We start from the raw sequence: 15655 nt of genomic DNA, 5'->3' as shown, positions 1-15655 counted from the left end.
TAAAGAAGGTGACATGATTGGAACAGTCAGCACATGAAGTAGCAAATTGGCAATATTATTTTGCAATTGCCGTATTTTTAATCACGTACGGATTTATTATTTCTGAGAAATTGAATCGTGCTGTAATCGCACTATTCGGTGCTGCTATTATGATTATTTTTGGAGTTGTAGATTTACATACTGCTTTCACATCACATATTCAATGGGAAACGATTACCCTTTTAATTGGGATGATGATTCTCGTACATATTACGAGTCAATCAGGCGTCTTTGAATTTGTGGCCATTAAAGCGGCAAAAGCAGCTGGCGGAAAACCGATTCGCATTTTATTATTACTATCCCTATTAACTGCTGTCGGATCAGCATTTTTGGACAATGTAACGACTGTTTTATTAATCGTTCCTGTTACATTATCCATTACACGTATTTTAAAAGTAAATCCTGTGCCTTATTTGATTTCAGAAGTGCTGTTTTCAAATATAGGCGGAACAGCAACATTAATCGGTGATCCACCTAATATTATGATTGGATCAGCAAACAAGCATTTAGACTTTAACGCCTTTTTACTTAACTTAGCTCCAATCGTAATTATTATTTCTATCGTGACACTTGGCATTATTTACTTCATGTATCGTAACAAACTAAAAACAACACCTGAACAAATCGAAAAACTAATGGCATTAAACGAAAAAGATTACATTAAAGATCAAAGCCTCCTTTTAAAATCTATTTCGATTTTAGGACTAACAATTTTAGGCTTCGTACTTCATTCGATTATTCATGTAGACGCTGCTGTTATCGCGATGACAGGCGCTACACTTCTTATGTTAATCGGCGTGAAAGAACATGATATTGAAGATGTATTTGCCCACGTTGAATGGGTTACCATTTTCTTCTTCGCCGGATTATTTGTTCTCGTTGGCGGGTTAATTGATATCGGACTTATCTCTTCACTTGCAAGAGAAGTAATCGATGTAACAAACGGTGACATCGGATTCGCAGCTATACTTATTTTATGGGTATCTGGCATCGCATCTGCGACAATCGACAACATCCCATTTGTCGCAACGATGATTCCTCTTATTCAAGACTTAGCTACAGGACTCGGACTATCTGTCGATTCTCCGCAAATCGAAGTACTATGGTGGGCGTTATCTCTTGGAGCTTGCTTAGGAGGAAATGGAACACTAATCGGAGCATCTGCAAACGTAGTCGCTGCTGGTATTGCAAAACGTGAAGGACATGGCTTCTCTTATATGGACTTCTTAAAAATTGGTTTACCATTAACTATTGTTGCACTCTTGTTATCACATGCTTATATATATTTACGTTATTTAATGTAAAAGTTGTATTGCATGAAATTATATCGTCAAATACAAAAGGTTTGCAGCATCCGTGCTGCAAACCTTTTTTCATCACCAAAATATACCGATAATTGCTAAACCACCTAAAATCATACCACCAATTTGTCCGACAATTGTTGGTGATAATTGAACACCTTTTCTCACTTCAACAACTGGTCTTTCGTGCCTTAGTTGCTGCACTTCACTTTGAAGTTGGTGCACACTTCCGTGTAACTCTTTAATAAGTTCTTTTAATTCGGCGACCTCTTCATTTACTGGTTTTGCCTTTTCTAAATTCATTTTGCATGACTCCTTATAAATTCAATCAACACACTGTAAATTTTCGCCAATTACCATTATATCTCCTGCATACTACATATATAATTTCGAATGTACTTTCTAACCTTGCAGCTCTATCCATTCATCCCGCAATATCCCCATAATCAGACGGTCAAAACACTTCCCATCTCTTTGAACCGCTTCTCTCATACAGCCTTCCATTTGAAAACCCATCTTTTTATACAATGCAATGGCAGGTTTATTATACGAAATAACATCGAGACCGATGCGGTGTAAATTCAATTCATAGAAAGCATACTTTAGAATAAGATGTATTGCTTCTTTCCCATATCCTTTTCCTCTATCATTCGCATCTCCTATACCAATGGCTAATAAACCTGTTCTGTTATTCCACTCTATACCATGAATCGCCACAAAACCAATTAAGCGATCTTCTTGAACTGTCCTTACCATGAAAGAAACACTATTCGATCTCCGTCCTTTTAATAACTCATCACTTGCTATTTCATTTAAAGATTGCGGGAATGCTACATCTGTATCTACATTTCTTAAATACTCACTATCCTCTTGCCACATAGCCATCAATTCAACATCTTTTTCTCTCATAACTGATAATTTAATCGTTTTATTTCGAAAAAGATTCATTGTCATTTCAAAATCCCCCTTTATTACATAATGGGGATAATTGTTTCAGCCCATTTATCCCCTAGTTCCATAAACTGCTTTATAAACGGGATACTTACAATAAGCGCTGACATTGGTACATCTCCTCTACATTGAATTAACTTCATTTTACATTTTTTGTTTTTTCAAACAAACTAATTATAGTTTTCTATCATTTAGAACTATAGTATACTTAATTATTCTTCAGATTATTCAATTAAAACGAAAAATTATAGAAGGTGAAAACATGTTTTATATAAAACAGCTACTCAATTTCACTTATGAACAAGCATTATCCTGTTTGTTCCCGGTTGTTATTTTCTTAACACTAGCCCTTTCAAAAATTGTTTCAATCCCAGGGTTATACCGCTATGATTTCATACTCATCGTATGCCTTCTTATGCAGTGGATTATGTACAAGACGGGTCTTGAAACAAAAGACGAACTAAAAGTAATTACCATCTTCCACCTCATCGGCCTTTTACTAGAAATATATAAAGTACATTTCGGTTCATGGAGTTATCCCGAAGAGGCATATTCGAAGGTTTTTGGAGTTCCGCTATACAGCGGTTTTATGTATGCGAGTGTCGCGAGTTACATATGTCAAGCGTGGAGAAGGTTGCATTTAAAAATGCATCATTGGCCGAAAGCTATTTTTGCCGTGCCGTTAGGAGCTATGATTTACTTCAATTTTTTCACACACCACTTTACATACGATTTTAGATGGATATTAACTTTACTACTATTCATTGTTTTCTCTCGCACATTTGTACAATTTTCATTACAAGGCGTTACATATAAAATGCCACTCGTTCTCTCCTTTTTCCTTATCGGATTTTTCATTTGGATTGCAGAGAACATCGCAACATTTTTCGGAGCATGGCAATATCCAAATCAACGGGAAGCGTGGAATCTCGTTCACTTAAGCAAAATTAGTTCATGGTTTTTACTCGTTGTTATTAGCATTATGATTGTTACACAACTCAAACATTTGAAAGAGTCGAAAAAATAATGCTGATTATGTAAAAATAGTTAGCCCATCACTCATTAGAAAGTGATGGGCTTTTTTACCTTCCTTATTAAAGTAGTTACATATTATGAGCTACTACTAGCAGAAGATGTTGCTGCAGATGAAGCGGCAATCGTTGCCATCATAGCTGCTTGTTGTGCTTGTATGAGGACTTCTATCATAGTTTGTAAACCTGTGTTGGTAGCTTTACTTTCCTCACCTTTCTGACTTACGAACAGTTGAATAGCAATAAGAATATTCGCATCTGCATGCCAACGGAATAATTTCTCCCCCTGCAGTTTTTCAATCAACGCTTTAATAGCATAAATCTCTTTTTCTCCATCTTCAAGTAACGCTAGTAGCCCGATTGCTGGATAATGCATCTGTTTCACTTTTACCTTTTCTTGTTTTAACAAATTCCATATGTTTGTACATGTTGCAACTAACATTTCTTCACGGACATCCTTCTTTAGTGAAAGAATATGACTTAAAAACTGAAGATCATTCCCTTTACGCAAACCAGCTTTCGCTAGTTTCTGATACAGACGTTCTACACGATCCATAAGTGTTTCTACATTCTCTGATTGTCCTGCTAATAAAACCGCGAGCGGATAATCATTTGTACTTGTAAGAAAGAGGTGATCCTTTTTCATGCGTTTATATACTTGCATCGAACGCTGAATGTGCGCGCCATGCTGTTCATTTTCTTCTGTTAAAAGCACAGCTGCTGCGAGATAAGTAAATATACTCCGGCTAAAGCCACTAGTGACCAATTGTTCATATAAATCTAAAAACGTCCGAAAAGCTTTCTTGTAATCTGTAAAGTGAATATCTAATGTTGCGGCCACTACAAAACGATGATAAGACTTTAAGTATGAAAACATCCCTACCTGATTCTTAATATAACTACTAATTTCTAAAAAACGTTCGAGATTAAACAATTTATCACTACCTGCATACATAGCAGCAATCATCATTCCTGTTCGAGAATCACTCGTTTTCCATTTTAGTTCTCCCTTTAACTGTACATATGTATGTTTATATTGCTCTAACTTTTGCTCTAATGTAATCATAGTATTCACCCCTATTTCTAGTTCTTCTCTATCATTATACTTATATTCCATATTTAGGAATACTACAATTAATAATCACAACCTAAAAAATTATAAAATTCTCTAATCCTTCTTCATCAGCACCACGATGATAATCCCTAATCCTTCAAGAAGTTATACAAAAAAGGTAGATAATAATTTATCTACCTTTTTTGTATATATTATTTAACATTACAACTGTATTGCTTGTTATATGCAATTAAGACTAAAGAGCTTTAATAATACGATCCATCGCTTTCATTTGCCCAATATGATCAGCTTCATGATAAAGCATCATACCGTAAAGCTCCCCTACTGTTTCCAATCCTAGGAATGGCTCTGGCAGTTTATTTTCAAATGCTTCTGCTGGAATTTCGTTAATACGTTTTGCTTGTTCTTTTAATTGAGCCGTTAATACTTCTAACGATGGTCCTTCTGTTTTCCATTTAGATGGTCGTGATCCATACCCAAACATACCTGGATATTCAGTTGGTAATTGTTTGAATTCTTTTCCAAACATGAAAACCTCTGCTGCCGTTAACACATGACCGATATGCCAACGAATTGTATTGTTAAAACCCTCTGGCTGCGTATCCGCAGTTTTATCATCTAACGTTTCCATAAATTTAAGTAACGCCCCGCGCGTTATTTCAAATTGTTTTAAACCCACTAGTCTATTCATTTTATCGTTCCCCTTCTTGATGTACAATTTATTATGAACTAAGAATGTTCAACTTATTAACGTTTCACCTTGTTTAATCTATCAGAAACGATTAAGAAAAACATCTAATATGCTTAGTAAAAATAATTAAAAGGTTCACCCCTAATAAATATAGAATTACTTACTACACAGTTAGTTTAGTAAATAATAGAGGAGTGTCAATTACATGTTACATGTTTTAAAACAACAATATGATCTTATTAGCTCTACAAGAGAAACTCTATTTTCGTTTTTGGAAGAAATCCCACTAGAAAAATTACATAGCACTGTTCCTAATTTCGGGAGCGGTAGCATTATAAAGACGCATATTCATGTAGCCGATTGCTACCGATACTGGCTTGGATCATTCGCATTCAAGCAAAAAAGAGCAGATTTTTCATTTGCTAGCGATTACGAAATTGAGCATGCAGATGTGGAAAAAGTCCGTGCTAGATTTAAGTTAGTAGATGAGACTGTACAACGTTTTTTAGATGAATACAATGACCGTTGGCTCGAAAATATAGCAAATGAAGTAAAGTGGCAAAAAGAACCTTGGAGCACAACTCCGCTATGGCTTTTAACTCATACGGAGACTCATGAGTTTCATCATAAAGGACAAATTGTATCGATGGCTAGGTACCTTGGATATACTCCTCCTGATACTGACCTTAGTTAATTCAATGGTTTATGATTACCGAAAAAATTAGAATGAATACAAATCGAGCATGTTTTGAAATCCAATCTAAACATGCTCTTAAAATACTCTACCTTACAATCTCCATATCCTCATCAATACCAAATAGTCTCCGCATAATTATAAGCATCGCTATTCGGAATGGCATGTTTCCCCTGTGCTTGCGCTTTTCTTGGATCCAAGTCATATACCATTGGCGTATAGCATGATGTTTGTCCTTTATTTACAACACCATTTCCTCCAGCACTTCCGCAAGTATATGCCTTTCCATCTGTTTTTCTAACAACCCTTGCATCAGCTTCGTTATTATAAACTGCTGGACGAGTTACAGTAACTTTCGCCCAAGCCGTCTTACACGTCGTGCTAAATTTTAATTCTACATAAGAATTTGAATCTATCCATTTCTTCTCTTTCGTTACTGCGGATTGATCACAACTATTATAATAAGGACTTTTCCCATCATATGAATGATCTTCTGCATATGCTTTATCGCTATTAATCGTGCTAAACATACTAGTTACAACGAGTAAAGATAGCAATAAACATGCACTCGTCTTTTTTAAAAGTTTCATATAATTTCACTCCTTTATTAGTAACGTGCTGTTTTCCCGTAACCGTTATTAAACGTAACTGCTTCAGCATCTGCTGTGTATCCGAAATCAGCAGTTAAATCAAATACCATTCCTGTATAAGTGCTCGTTTGACCTGTTTTTATTGTGCCGTTCCCCTGATTAGAAGTAACTGATTTTTGGAATACATCATTTTTGTATTTATTTACAACAGCGTACGCGTACACTCCTCCCGAAACAGCTGGTGCTGGTTGATCTAACACAAACTTAGCCCATGCTGCATGACATTTATTACTGTAACGTAAATACACTGTCCCCACTTTTTTACTACCTTCATAAACTACTGTAGACTTTGCATTAAATCCATCTGCATCACATGTTGTACTTCCCCCGTATACTTTCGTTGTTGCTGGATTTTTCCCGTCATAATAACTACTTAAATCAGTAGCTGCAAATGTACTTCCTTGAAAACTAAATAATACACCTATACTTGCCGCACTTAACACACATACTTTCATTAACTTTTTAAACATTTTAAATTCCCCCTCACAATAAGTACGTATACTAAAGACAAGCTATACTGCTATGTAAGCCCTCCTTTCACTCTTCCTAGAGGCATCTTACAGAAACGAATAAACGTTGTAAATTCCCTGATGATTATTGGAATATACGAAGAATTTTACTTATCCTTGTAAGAAAAAAGTTGAGAAATACACATTTTATAGCATTCTATATTTAAAACATAAAAGAACCGATACTTGTTATATTCAAGCATCGGTTCTTTATACAAAATTGCCATTTTTTCTTTTATATAAAATAAATATTTCTCCACTTAATCCGTTGTAAAAAACTCCCTTGTTACATCAATAAATTGCTGCAGTGGTGCTGTCATCCATTTATCTTTATGCCAAGCAATTTGTGTATAAATCGATGAAATTGCATTTTCTAAATGTAACTCTTTTATTGTCCCTTCTCTTATATCTTTTTCTACTACTATCGCTGGTAGAACAGCTATACCTAAATCTGCAATAACACATTGTTTAATTGCCTCGACACTAACGAACTCAATTTTATTTGCTGGATACACATCTTCTGTACGAAATAGTTCTTCAAATAAAGTCCGATACGAGCAGCCTAATTCTGTTAGTAGAAGTGTTTCACTCTCTAAATCTTTTATAGAAACTGAAGGTTGTTCAAGTAAACGATGCGTAGGAGCAGCTACTACTTTTAATTCTTCTTTCATAAGTGGTTCCACATGTAAAACATCTTCTGTTTTACATTCGTCCAAAATAAATGCAAGATCTACTTTCCCCTCCATCAATTGTTCCTTTGCATCTTTATTGGAATGTGCTGGTTTAAATATAAGTTTTATTTGAGGAAATTGTGCTTTAAACCTCTTTAATATAGAAGGCAGTCTGTATGTACATTGACTTTCTTGTGCACCAATTATTAACGTACCTGCTATTTCCTCATCATCTTTCACGGCCGTCTTTGCTTCTTTACTAAGTGCGATTATCTTGTCCGCATATAGTTGAAACTTTCTTCCTGCTTCAGTTAAGAAAAGGCGTTTTCCTAATCTTTCAAATAACGGTGTACCAAGCTCAGCTTCTAACGTTTTAATTTGTGCCGTTACGCTTGATTGGGCAAAATTTAATTTCTTTGCAGTTTGTGTAAAATTCAAAGTGTCTGCTGCTACTTTAAATGTAATTAATTGTTTTATCTCCATTTATCATCCCTCTTTTCAATCGATATTTCCGATTGATTTCATCAAAATAATCCTCTTTGCCTATTGATATTTGTATTGTATGATAAAGAGCATCGACAAACAATACAAATGGAGGGATTCCATATGAAAGCACTTTGTTTCGAACAGTTTGGAAATCCAGATGTACTACAATATAAAGAAATACATGATCCAATCATAAATCCAAATGAAATTCTAGTCCGCACGAAAGCAATCGGATTAAACTTCGCTGATATTTATAGACGCCGCGGCGATTATCATCTTGCTGGCAATCCGCCTTATGTATTAGGTTATGAAGGAGCTGGAATTGTTGAAAAAGTAGGAGCTGACGTTACTACTATCAACCTAGGAGACCGTATTGCATTTGCGGACGTCCCATTTGCAAATGCAGAACTAGTTGCCGTTCCATCTGAAAAAGTAATCCCACTACCAGATTCTATTTCTTTTGAAACAGCTGCTTCTGTCTTATTACAAGGATTAACTGCACATTATTTAACGCAAGATAGCTATCAACTAAAACAAAGTGATATAGCTTTAGTACACGCTGCAGCTGGTGGCGTCGGTCAACTTCTTGTTCAAATGATTAAACTATATGGTGGAAAAGTAATTGGTTTAACGTCATCAAAAGAGAAAGCAAAGATAGCTACATTAGCTGGTGCCGATCACGTATTTTTATATAACGAAGAATGGCATACGAAAGTACTTGAAATGACTAATGGAACTGGAGTAAATGTTGTATATGAATCAGTAGGTTCTACATTAGAGGACAGTTTTAACGCTACTAAAATTGGCGGTACTGTCGTATTTTACGGAATGGCTGGTGGTAATCCTGCGCCAGTTGATCCACGTATGCTTATGGATACTTCAAAAACTTTAACTGGCGGAGACCTTTGGAACGTTCTTACCACTTATGAAGAACGTAAAAAACGATCTACTCAATTATTCGATTGGATCGCAACTGGCAAATTAAACATTGAGTGCCCTACTACATTCTCCTTACAAGATGGTGCTCTTGCACATAAATTATTAGAGAGCAGAAAAAGTACAGGGAAGATTTTATTAATTCCATAATCGTTCCAATAAGAAAAGGAAGCTAGATTTCTCTACCTTCCTTTTCTTATATCTCTTGGAGATTTAATTATATTTCCACACTTTCTTTCCCTTTTGCAACATAACTCATATCTCCAACCGACTCGACTGTATATGTTCCATCTTGGTATACAATCTTCGTCACACTAGCATTTTCCACCCCAAGTTTTGTTTTGCTACTGTCTAACATTTCTATTAAGGTAGTAATCAAAAGCCCATGAACGACAACTAAAACGTTACCGCCACCATTTCCAGCAGCTTCTTCACTAATTTTATCTATCTCAGCTTTTATACGAGTAGAAAATAATTCCCAATCTTCCGCCTGTTTTGTAGGATCTGCTACTCTAATAAGATTAATCACTTCTTGAATAGAAAACTTCATAAGTTCTTCTGGTGATGGAACGCCTGCAGCTTTTCCAACCACATCCCACATATTCTCAAGTTTTTCACCTTCAAAAATACCGAAATTTAATTCTCGCAAATCTTTTCTTTGCTCAAGTTTTAATTTTGATTGCTCACTATATTTTAATACTAAATTAGCAGTTTCAATCGCTCGGCCACTATCACTACTATACGCATTCATAAAATGAATATCTTTTAATCCTGTTCCTAAATTTGTGGCAACTTCAACACCTTTTTCTACTAATGGAGAATCAGCCCAACCTTGCGCGCGATGATTCGTATTTAATATTGTTTTACCGTGTCTTGTAACATATAACGTAACTGCATTCTCATTGCTATCTGTTTCTCGCTTATTCATTCTATTCTCTCCCTTTACGTTTCTATCTCAATTTTACCACCTCAATTATTCATTGAGCAAAATATACGTCAGTAGATCCGCTTAATAAAAAAAGCTATCTTTCTGTATATCCATACAAAAAAATAGCATCTTTTATGATTACATTTCTTAACCGTTACTCCTACTCAGCAAAAGCACTCGAATACTGAACAACTCCTTCTACACCTTGGAGAGCGTTCTCTCTTAGCTCCATCGCCATAAACACTTCTTCAGGCACTTCAAACGGTGCTTTTACATTCCACTCACTTGCTTTCTTAAAACCAAATTTCGGGTAGTACTCTGGATGTCCTAATACTACAACTGATCCGTATCCAAGTTCTTTCGCTTTTTCTAAAGCAGCCGTAATCAGTTTTCCGCCAATTCCTTTCTTCTGATGGCCCCTAGCAACTGAAACTGGCGCAAGTGCTAACGATTCTACAGAAGTTCCATCTTGTTCTATTGTAATTTTCGATAACATAATGTGACCAACTATATCTTCATCTACCGCAACAATTGATAACTCCGGAACAAACGCGTCACATTCTCTAATACGTTTTACAAGTTCATGTTCTGTTTTATCACTAAATTCTTCAAGTAAAAATGCTTCTTTTACGACTTCTTCTGTTTTTCTATAATCATTTTTTTGTTCTTGTCTAATCGTTACCATTTTAACTTATCCTCTATTCTTTCTTATTTCTTTTTGAATTTTACGCAGTGCTTTTTTCGATCCGCGCTCAATATCGTGTTGCATTTTTCTTTCTTTATAATCAACAAATAGTGTATTTAAATCGTATCCTTCTGGATATAACTCCTTCGCTGCTACTTCTAAAGTAATACGTTTTACATTTACTTCAACGAATTCACCGTTATAATATACAACAACGTTATAAAAATTATCTTTTTCCTTATAGATGATACCAAAATCATCATAATCCAATAAATTCACACGATCGCCGATTTTGTACTCATAATGAGATTCTCTTTTTTCTTGTACAAATTTCGGTTTTCTAATTTTACTTTCATTCACTTTTTCTAAAGCGTACTCTTTATTTCCCATGTACTCTTTCGCTCTTTTCAGTACATGTTCTTTTACGCTCATTTTATTCGCAATCCAAAGTGCATTACTTTCCCCTGATTTTCCGATAACTAATTTATAAAGCGGCTCTAACGTTTCACTATTAAATTGCATCGCTGCATTCATAAAGTCATCGTGCATTTCTGAGAAGCGTTTAATTTCTCCGTAATGCGTACTCGCAACGGTAATACATCCCGCAAGGTACAATTCTTCTAAAATAGAAATTGCAAGTGCTGCACCTTCATTCGGTTCTGTACCGCTCCCTATTTCATCAAATAATAGCAACGTATTATTATTTGACATCCTCATAATCTCAGAAAGATTTTTCATATGAGACGAAAATGTACTTAATGCATTTTCAATACTTTGATTATCACCAATATCTACGAATACATTTTCGAAAATAGCGATTTCTGTACCTCTATCTCCTGCAATATGAAGGCCTGACATTGTAGCTAATGTTAACAATCCAATCGTTTTTAACACAATTGTCTTTCCGCCCGCATTCGGCCCTGTAATAATTAAACTACGATACTCTTGACCAATTTTAAAATGTAACGGTACAACTTGCCCTGTTAAAAGCGGATGCTTACAATTCACTAAATGAATGTAGCCATGATCATTTAACTTCGGCTCTATTCCATCAATCGATTTACTAAACTTTGCCTTCGCAAATACCATATCATACTGACTAATTAGCTCCATGTTAATCTTTATACTATAAATGTTTTCTAACACCATTCCTGATAAAGTCGCTAAAATCTGATACTCTTCAACCGCTTCTTCTGCTTTCAAACCTGCTAATTCTGCATTCAATTTCGTAACCGTATGCGGTTCTATAAATACAGTAGAGCCTTTTGCCGAGGCTTCAATAATACTTCCAGCAACTTGATTTTTATAGGAAGATTTAATTGGAATCGTATAACGGTCATCCTTTTTACTAATAAAGAATTCCTGAATGAATTTCTTATTTGCACTACTATTTAAAAATTTCATTAAACGTTCTTTTATTTTCCCATCTACAGAATCAATATTATTTCGAATTCGCTTTAACTCTTTACTTGCAGCTACATCAATACTATTTCCTTTAATTGAAAAGTTAATTTCCTCTTCAATACTTTTATATTCAGTCATTGAATTTGCATAAGAAGCTAATACTGGTGCAAAAAATTCTTTATCTAACATAAACTTTTTAATCTTTCTACATCCACGTAAAAAGTCTGAAACACTTACTAATTCTTCTGGATCTAAAATCATCCCTTTTTCTAATTTTTGAATTGTACTAGCAATATTAGAAATGCCGAAGAAAGGAACATGCCCCTCTGCATCTAATATAGCTCGTGCTTCTGTCGTTTCATTCAAGCGATTTCTCACTACTTTTAGACTCGTACTCGGCTCTAATTTGTTTAATAATTCCTTACCTAATCCACTTACACAATAAGATTTCACTATATCCTTTAATTCGTTATATTGTAACTTTTCAAAAGTCATCGTATTCATTTTGTTTCTCCTCACTATGATTGATTTTTATCATAAATGAAGATACCTACTCATTAGATTCCAATGAGTTCTACATTATTCAATTACCATTTTTATACATTAAAAATATATACAAAAAAGCTGCGGGGATACCGCAGCTTTTACATTTACAAGGCATGTGTAATAACATATGAGGAAATAAGCCATAAAAAAATAGATGGCAGTCCCTTATTACACGCTTTATAAAGTATTGTAGGTATCTTCATAGGTATCGAAATAAATCCATGACAAAGTTAGGGGTATGGTATACATAAAAATCCCCTGTTCTTATCTGACTTATTTCATTAAATTTTTCCTATTTAGTACCTACCGCACTCACAAAAAGCACCTCTCATTAATTTATATTATAGTCATTGAAATCTAATTTATTGAAATCATCATACTATATGTTACGTGAGAAGTAAAGGTGTCATACTTAAGTAGTACGTAACTGTACGCTTCAATATCACTTAAACTAGACCTATATTTGCTGAGGAAAAATTATAGAAGCGGCTCCGCTATTGCGAATGTCATTTACTTCCTCTAATACATTTAATAATTATGACAAGCAATGATAGGAGGTTTACTATATGAATGAAGAATATAATACTTTACATGGACCTGCTCTGGAACCAAATTTAATCGGTCCCACACTACCATCAATTCCACCATTTACTTTCCCTACTGGACCTACTGGAATCACAGGCCCTACCGGTGCGACAGGTTTTACTGGAATCGGAATAACTGGTCCCACCGGGGTTACAGGTCCTACCGGAATCGGAATAACTGGCCCCACTGGGGTTACAGGTCCTGCCGGTATCGGAATAACTGGTCCCACTGGGGTTACAGGCCCTACCGGAATTGGAATAACTGGTCCCACTGGCGCAACTGGTTTAGGGATTCTTCCCGTATTTGGAACAATAACTTCTGAAGTAGGAATCGGTTTTTCAGCAGTAGTTAATACAAATGTCAACTTTACCATTCCAGGACCTGTTAGTGGAACTACTCTAAATCCAGTAGACAACTCCATTACAATTGATACCACTGGTGTATACTCTGTATCCTTTTCAATCGTATTTGTAATACAAGCTATTTCGTCTAGCATATTAAATCTTACAATAAACGATTCCATTCAATTCGCAATTGAAACACGAGTTGGTGGTGCTTCTGGGGTAAGAGCCACATCCGCCAGAACTGATCTATTACCTTTAAACCAAGGAGATGTTCTTCGATTACGAATAAGAGAAGCCACGGGTGACATTATTTATTCCAATGCATCTCTTGTTGTTATAAAGGTCGACTAGTTCTTTTATTACAATAAAGATTCAGGAAAAATAAATATGCACCATATAAAAAGGAGAGGAAAACTTATATTTCAGTCTACCTCTCCTTTTTCATCACAAAATTACTGCTGAACATATATGGAAACTGATCCTCCACTTACTTGGAACTGCCCCCACCCGTCCTTATTAATTGTTACAGTATTTGTTTGATTACCCGTAATATCGTACCATACTTCCCCTGCGTTATTCTTCCCAACATCCATCCACTTTGACCCTCCTGGTCCATCAGAGATTAACGTTGCTAAACCAGAATTAGCATGTACACTATCACCTTCTCTTGTCCAGCCAATTACATCTGGATGATCAAAATAATCCCGCTGCGTACCATATGCAAAGTTTTTTCGTGCCGTCAAAATCGGATCAATTTTGTCCTTTAACGCTGGAATTTCATAGTTACTATTTCCTTTTGTACCATAGTAATCACCATAGAAAACAGAAGGATATCCCTCTGCACGCGTTAAAATAAATGCATATGCCAACGGTTTGAACCAAGGGCTCACTACAGATTCCAATGACTGACCAGGCTGTGAATCATGATTTTCAACTAGAGTAACCGCAAGTGTAGGATGATTCGCAACTACCGTTCCTTTTAAAATATTTCTCATATCATAATTCCCATTTCCTGTTGAAGCATAATGAAAATTATAATGCAGTGGTGCATCGAACACAGATTGATTATAATTGACCTTCGCTAAATAATTATTTAAAGTCTGGATATCATTTTGCCAATATTCAGCTACTGTAAACATTTCTTTCCCCGTTTGCTGTCTAACATGATTTACCCAATCGCGCAAATATTCATGATCAATATGTTTAACAGCATCTAAACGAAAGCCATCTAAATTTAATTCCTTCGCATACCACGTTCCCCATTTTTTCATTTCATTCGCAACATCTGGATGATCAAAATCAAGATCCGCGTACATCAAATAATCATAATTCCCATTCTCGCTAGACACTTCCCAGTCCCACGCTTTACCTATGCCCCTAAATTTATAAATTCGGTTTAATTTCTTTCCTTCATCCCAATCTGTTCCGTCAAAATGATACCATTTCCATTTGAAATTAGAATAAGAATCTCCACGCCCTGGAAAGTTAAATCCTGTCCAAGCACTAATTTCATAATCACCTGATACTTCAACATTTCGATTGCTTGGGTCTACCTCAACTGCTGTGACAGTTTCTGTATAATCAGCCCCACCTTTATGATTCATAACTACATCACCGTATACATCGATGTTTTTCTTATGTAAAGCGTCAATTGCAGACTTCAATTGTGCTTTCGTCCCATATTTCGTCCGCACTGTTCCCTTTTGATTGAATTCCCCCAAATCATATAAATCATATGCTCCATATCCTACGTCATTTTGCGTAGTTCCTTTATATGCAGGTGGTATCCAAACAGATGTAATTCCTTTTTGCGCTAAATTTTCAGCATCAGTACGCAAACGCTTCCAATGATCCCCATCATTCGGAGCATACCACTCAAAATACTGCATTAACGTTCCATTGTTAACTGTATCTGCATATGCTTTACTCCCCTCATATATACTAGGTAAAAACATAACAACTGACAATCCGACTATTGTTACTCTTTTAAACATCTGTACACCATCCCCTTCTAAGAAAGCGTTTGCATAGTTTATCAGAATTATTATAATATTCGTTCCACCGTTAGTAAAGTAGCAATCTCTCACTCTCCCACATTATTTTTAATCTCACTTCAAATATTCAACGTA

The 15655-nt window shown here is 35.4% G+C and carries 16 protein-coding genes; 5 read left to right on the top strand and 11 right to left on the bottom strand.

The window, feature by feature from the left end:
• The first annotated feature begins 17 nt into the window (after positions 1-17).
• Positions 18-1343 (top strand): ArsB/NhaD family transporter, encoded by a 1326-nt coding sequence (locus tag ASE54_RS10080; protein ID WP_000437991.1) that lies wholly within the window; start codon positions 18-20, stop codon positions 1341-1343.
• 72 nt (positions 1344-1415) lie between these two features.
• Here ASE54_RS10080 and ASE54_RS10075 read toward each other — a convergent pair whose 3' ends face one another.
• Positions 1416-1643, bottom strand: a complete 228-nt coding sequence (locus tag ASE54_RS10075) for a hypothetical protein (RefSeq protein ID WP_001047304.1) — start codon at positions 1641-1643, stop codon at positions 1416-1418.
• Between the two features lie 99 nt (positions 1644-1742).
• Positions 1743-2294: a GNAT family protein gene (locus ASE54_RS10070; protein ID WP_000178511.1), complete on the bottom strand. Its 552-nt coding sequence runs from the start codon at positions 2292-2294 to the stop codon at positions 1743-1745.
• 259 nt (positions 2295-2553) lie between these two features.
• Here ASE54_RS10070 and ASE54_RS10065 point away from each other — a divergent pair, with 259 nt between their 5' ends.
• Entirely contained in the window at positions 2554-3318 is a 765-nt protein-coding gene (locus ASE54_RS10065; RefSeq protein WP_000499395.1) for a DUF817 domain-containing protein, read from the top strand.
• A gap of 83 nt (positions 3319-3401) precedes the next feature.
• On the opposite strand, the gene ASE54_RS10060 is transcribed toward ASE54_RS10065, so the two are convergent.
• Together ASE54_RS10060 and ASE54_RS10055 are read right to left on the bottom strand one after the other, a co-directional pair.
• Positions 3402-4439: a DUF4003 domain-containing protein gene (locus ASE54_RS10060; protein WP_003309751.1), complete on the bottom strand. Its 1038-nt coding sequence runs from the start codon at positions 4437-4439 to the stop codon at positions 3402-3404.
• A 193-nt stretch (positions 4440-4632) separates the two neighbouring features.
• Positions 4633-5088: a DinB family protein gene (locus ASE54_RS10055; RefSeq protein WP_001081118.1), complete on the bottom strand. Its 456-nt coding sequence runs from the start codon at positions 5086-5088 to the stop codon at positions 4633-4635.
• 205 nt (positions 5089-5293) lie between these two features.
• Between ASE54_RS10055 and ASE54_RS10050 the strand changes: the two genes are divergently transcribed.
• The gene (locus ASE54_RS10050; protein WP_000903443.1) at positions 5294-5782 is read left to right on the top strand and encodes a DinB family protein; all 489 of its coding nucleotides are present in this window, start codon (positions 5294-5296) and stop codon (positions 5780-5782) included.
• A 113-nt stretch (positions 5783-5895) separates the two neighbouring features.
• Here ASE54_RS10050 and ASE54_RS10045 read toward each other — a convergent pair whose 3' ends face one another.
• From ASE54_RS10045 to ASE54_RS10035, 3 genes are all read right to left on the bottom strand, one after another.
• Complete coding sequence (locus ASE54_RS10045; RefSeq protein WP_000771161.1) at positions 5896-6372, bottom strand: DUF2690 domain-containing protein; 477 nt, start codon at positions 6370-6372, stop codon at positions 5896-5898.
• 17 nt (positions 6373-6389) lie between these two features.
• Positions 6390-6902: a DUF2690 domain-containing protein gene (locus tag ASE54_RS10040; RefSeq protein ID WP_000473737.1), complete on the bottom strand. Its 513-nt coding sequence runs from the start codon at positions 6900-6902 to the stop codon at positions 6390-6392.
• Positions 6903-7201: 299 nt separating this feature from the next.
• A complete protein-coding gene (locus ASE54_RS10035) occupies positions 7202-8095 on the bottom strand; it encodes a LysR family transcriptional regulator (RefSeq protein WP_000403874.1) in 894 nt (297 codons plus the stop codon).
• 123 nt (positions 8096-8218) lie between these two features.
• Between ASE54_RS10035 and ASE54_RS10030 the strand changes: the two genes are divergently transcribed.
• Complete coding sequence (locus tag ASE54_RS10030) at positions 8219-9184, top strand: quinone oxidoreductase (RefSeq protein WP_000645236.1); 966 nt, start codon at positions 8219-8221, stop codon at positions 9182-9184.
• Between the two features lie 67 nt (positions 9185-9251).
• Here the strand turns inward: ASE54_RS10030 and ASE54_RS10025 are convergent, their stop codons facing one another.
• The 3 genes from ASE54_RS10025 to ASE54_RS10015 all read right to left on the bottom strand — a co-directional run bounded on the left by ASE54_RS10025 (position 9252) and on the right by ASE54_RS10015 (position 12555).
• Complete coding sequence (locus tag ASE54_RS10025) at positions 9252-9962, bottom strand: histidine phosphatase family protein (RefSeq protein ID WP_001042048.1); 711 nt, start codon at positions 9960-9962, stop codon at positions 9252-9254.
• Between the two features lie 160 nt (positions 9963-10122).
• Positions 10123-10647 carry an N-acetyltransferase gene (locus tag ASE54_RS10020; protein WP_000256473.1) on the bottom strand — a complete coding sequence of 175 codons (525 nt, stop codon included), beginning with the start codon at positions 10645-10647 and terminating at the stop codon, positions 10123-10125.
• A 6-nt stretch (positions 10648-10653) separates the two neighbouring features.
• Positions 10654-12555 carry a mannonate oxidoreductase gene (locus tag ASE54_RS10015; protein WP_001095201.1) on the bottom strand — a complete coding sequence of 634 codons (1902 nt, stop codon included), beginning with the start codon at positions 12553-12555 and terminating at the stop codon, positions 10654-10656.
• A gap of 608 nt (positions 12556-13163) precedes the next feature.
• Here ASE54_RS10015 and ASE54_RS10010 point away from each other — a divergent pair.
• Positions 13164-13877, top strand: a complete 714-nt coding sequence (locus ASE54_RS10010) for an exosporium leader peptide-containing protein (protein ID WP_001001586.1) — start codon at positions 13164-13166, stop codon at positions 13875-13877.
• 101 nt (positions 13878-13978) lie between these two features.
• Here the strand turns inward: ASE54_RS10010 and amyS are convergent, their stop codons facing one another.
• Positions 13979-15520, bottom strand: a complete 1542-nt coding sequence (gene amyS, locus ASE54_RS10005) for an alpha-amylase (protein ID WP_000476897.1) — start codon at positions 15518-15520, stop codon at positions 13979-13981.
• Between the last annotated feature and the right edge of the window lie 135 nt (positions 15521-15655).

This window comes from Bacillus sp. Root131 (genome assembly GCF_001429475.1).
GTDB lineage: Bacteria > Bacillota > Bacilli > Bacillales > Bacillaceae_G > Bacillus_A > Bacillus_A thuringiensis_S.
Note: the sequence above shows the minus strand (reverse complement) of the source record. Positions and strands in the feature narration are given on the sequence as shown.

What these genes read in the sequence shown, in the direction of transcription:
- ASE54_RS10075 (WP_001047304.1), bottom strand. Translation starts at nt 1,643, where the DNA reads ATGAATTTAGAAAAGGCAAAACCAGTAAATGAAGAGGTCGCCGAATTA.
- ASE54_RS10070 (WP_000178511.1), bottom strand. Translation starts at nt 2,294, where the DNA reads ATGACAATGAATCTTTTTCGAAATAAAACGATTAAATTATCAGTTATG.
- ASE54_RS10065 (WP_000499395.1), top strand. Translation starts at nt 2,554, where the DNA reads ATGTTTTATATAAAACAGCTACTCAATTTCACTTATGAACAAGCATTA.
- ASE54_RS10060 (WP_003309751.1), bottom strand. Translation starts at nt 4,439, where the DNA reads ATGGAATATAAGTATAATGATAGAGAAGAACTAGAAATAGGGGTGAAT.
- ASE54_RS10055 (WP_001081118.1), bottom strand. Translation starts at nt 5,088, where the DNA reads ATGAATAGACTAGTGGGTTTAAAACAATTTGAAATAACGCGCGGGGCG.
- ASE54_RS10050 (WP_000903443.1), top strand. Translation starts at nt 5,294, where the DNA reads ATGTTACATGTTTTAAAACAACAATATGATCTTATTAGCTCTACAAGA.
- ASE54_RS10045 (WP_000771161.1), bottom strand. Translation starts at nt 6,372, where the DNA reads ATGAAACTTTTAAAAAAGACGAGTGCATGTTTATTGCTATCTTTACTC.
- ASE54_RS10040 (WP_000473737.1), bottom strand. Translation starts at nt 6,902, where the DNA reads ATGTTTAAAAAGTTAATGAAAGTATGTGTGTTAAGTGCGGCAAGTATA.
- ASE54_RS10035 (WP_000403874.1), bottom strand. Translation starts at nt 8,095, where the DNA reads ATGGAGATAAAACAATTAATTACATTTAAAGTAGCAGCAGACACTTTG.
- ASE54_RS10030 (WP_000645236.1), top strand. Translation starts at nt 8,219, where the DNA reads ATGAAAGCACTTTGTTTCGAACAGTTTGGAAATCCAGATGTACTACAA.
- ASE54_RS10025 (WP_001042048.1), bottom strand. Translation starts at nt 9,962, where the DNA reads ATGAATAAGCGAGAAACAGATAGCAATGAGAATGCAGTTACGTTATAT.
- ASE54_RS10020 (WP_000256473.1), bottom strand. Translation starts at nt 10,647, where the DNA reads ATGGTAACGATTAGACAAGAACAAAAAAATGATTATAGAAAAACAGAA.
- ASE54_RS10015 (WP_001095201.1), bottom strand. Translation starts at nt 12,555, where the DNA reads ATGAATACGATGACTTTTGAAAAGTTACAATATAACGAATTAAAGGAT.
- ASE54_RS10010 (WP_001001586.1), top strand. Translation starts at nt 13,164, where the DNA reads ATGAATGAAGAATATAATACTTTACATGGACCTGCTCTGGAACCAAAT.
- amyS (WP_000476897.1), bottom strand. Translation starts at nt 15,520, where the DNA reads ATGTTTAAAAGAGTAACAATAGTCGGATTGTCAGTTGTTATGTTTTTA.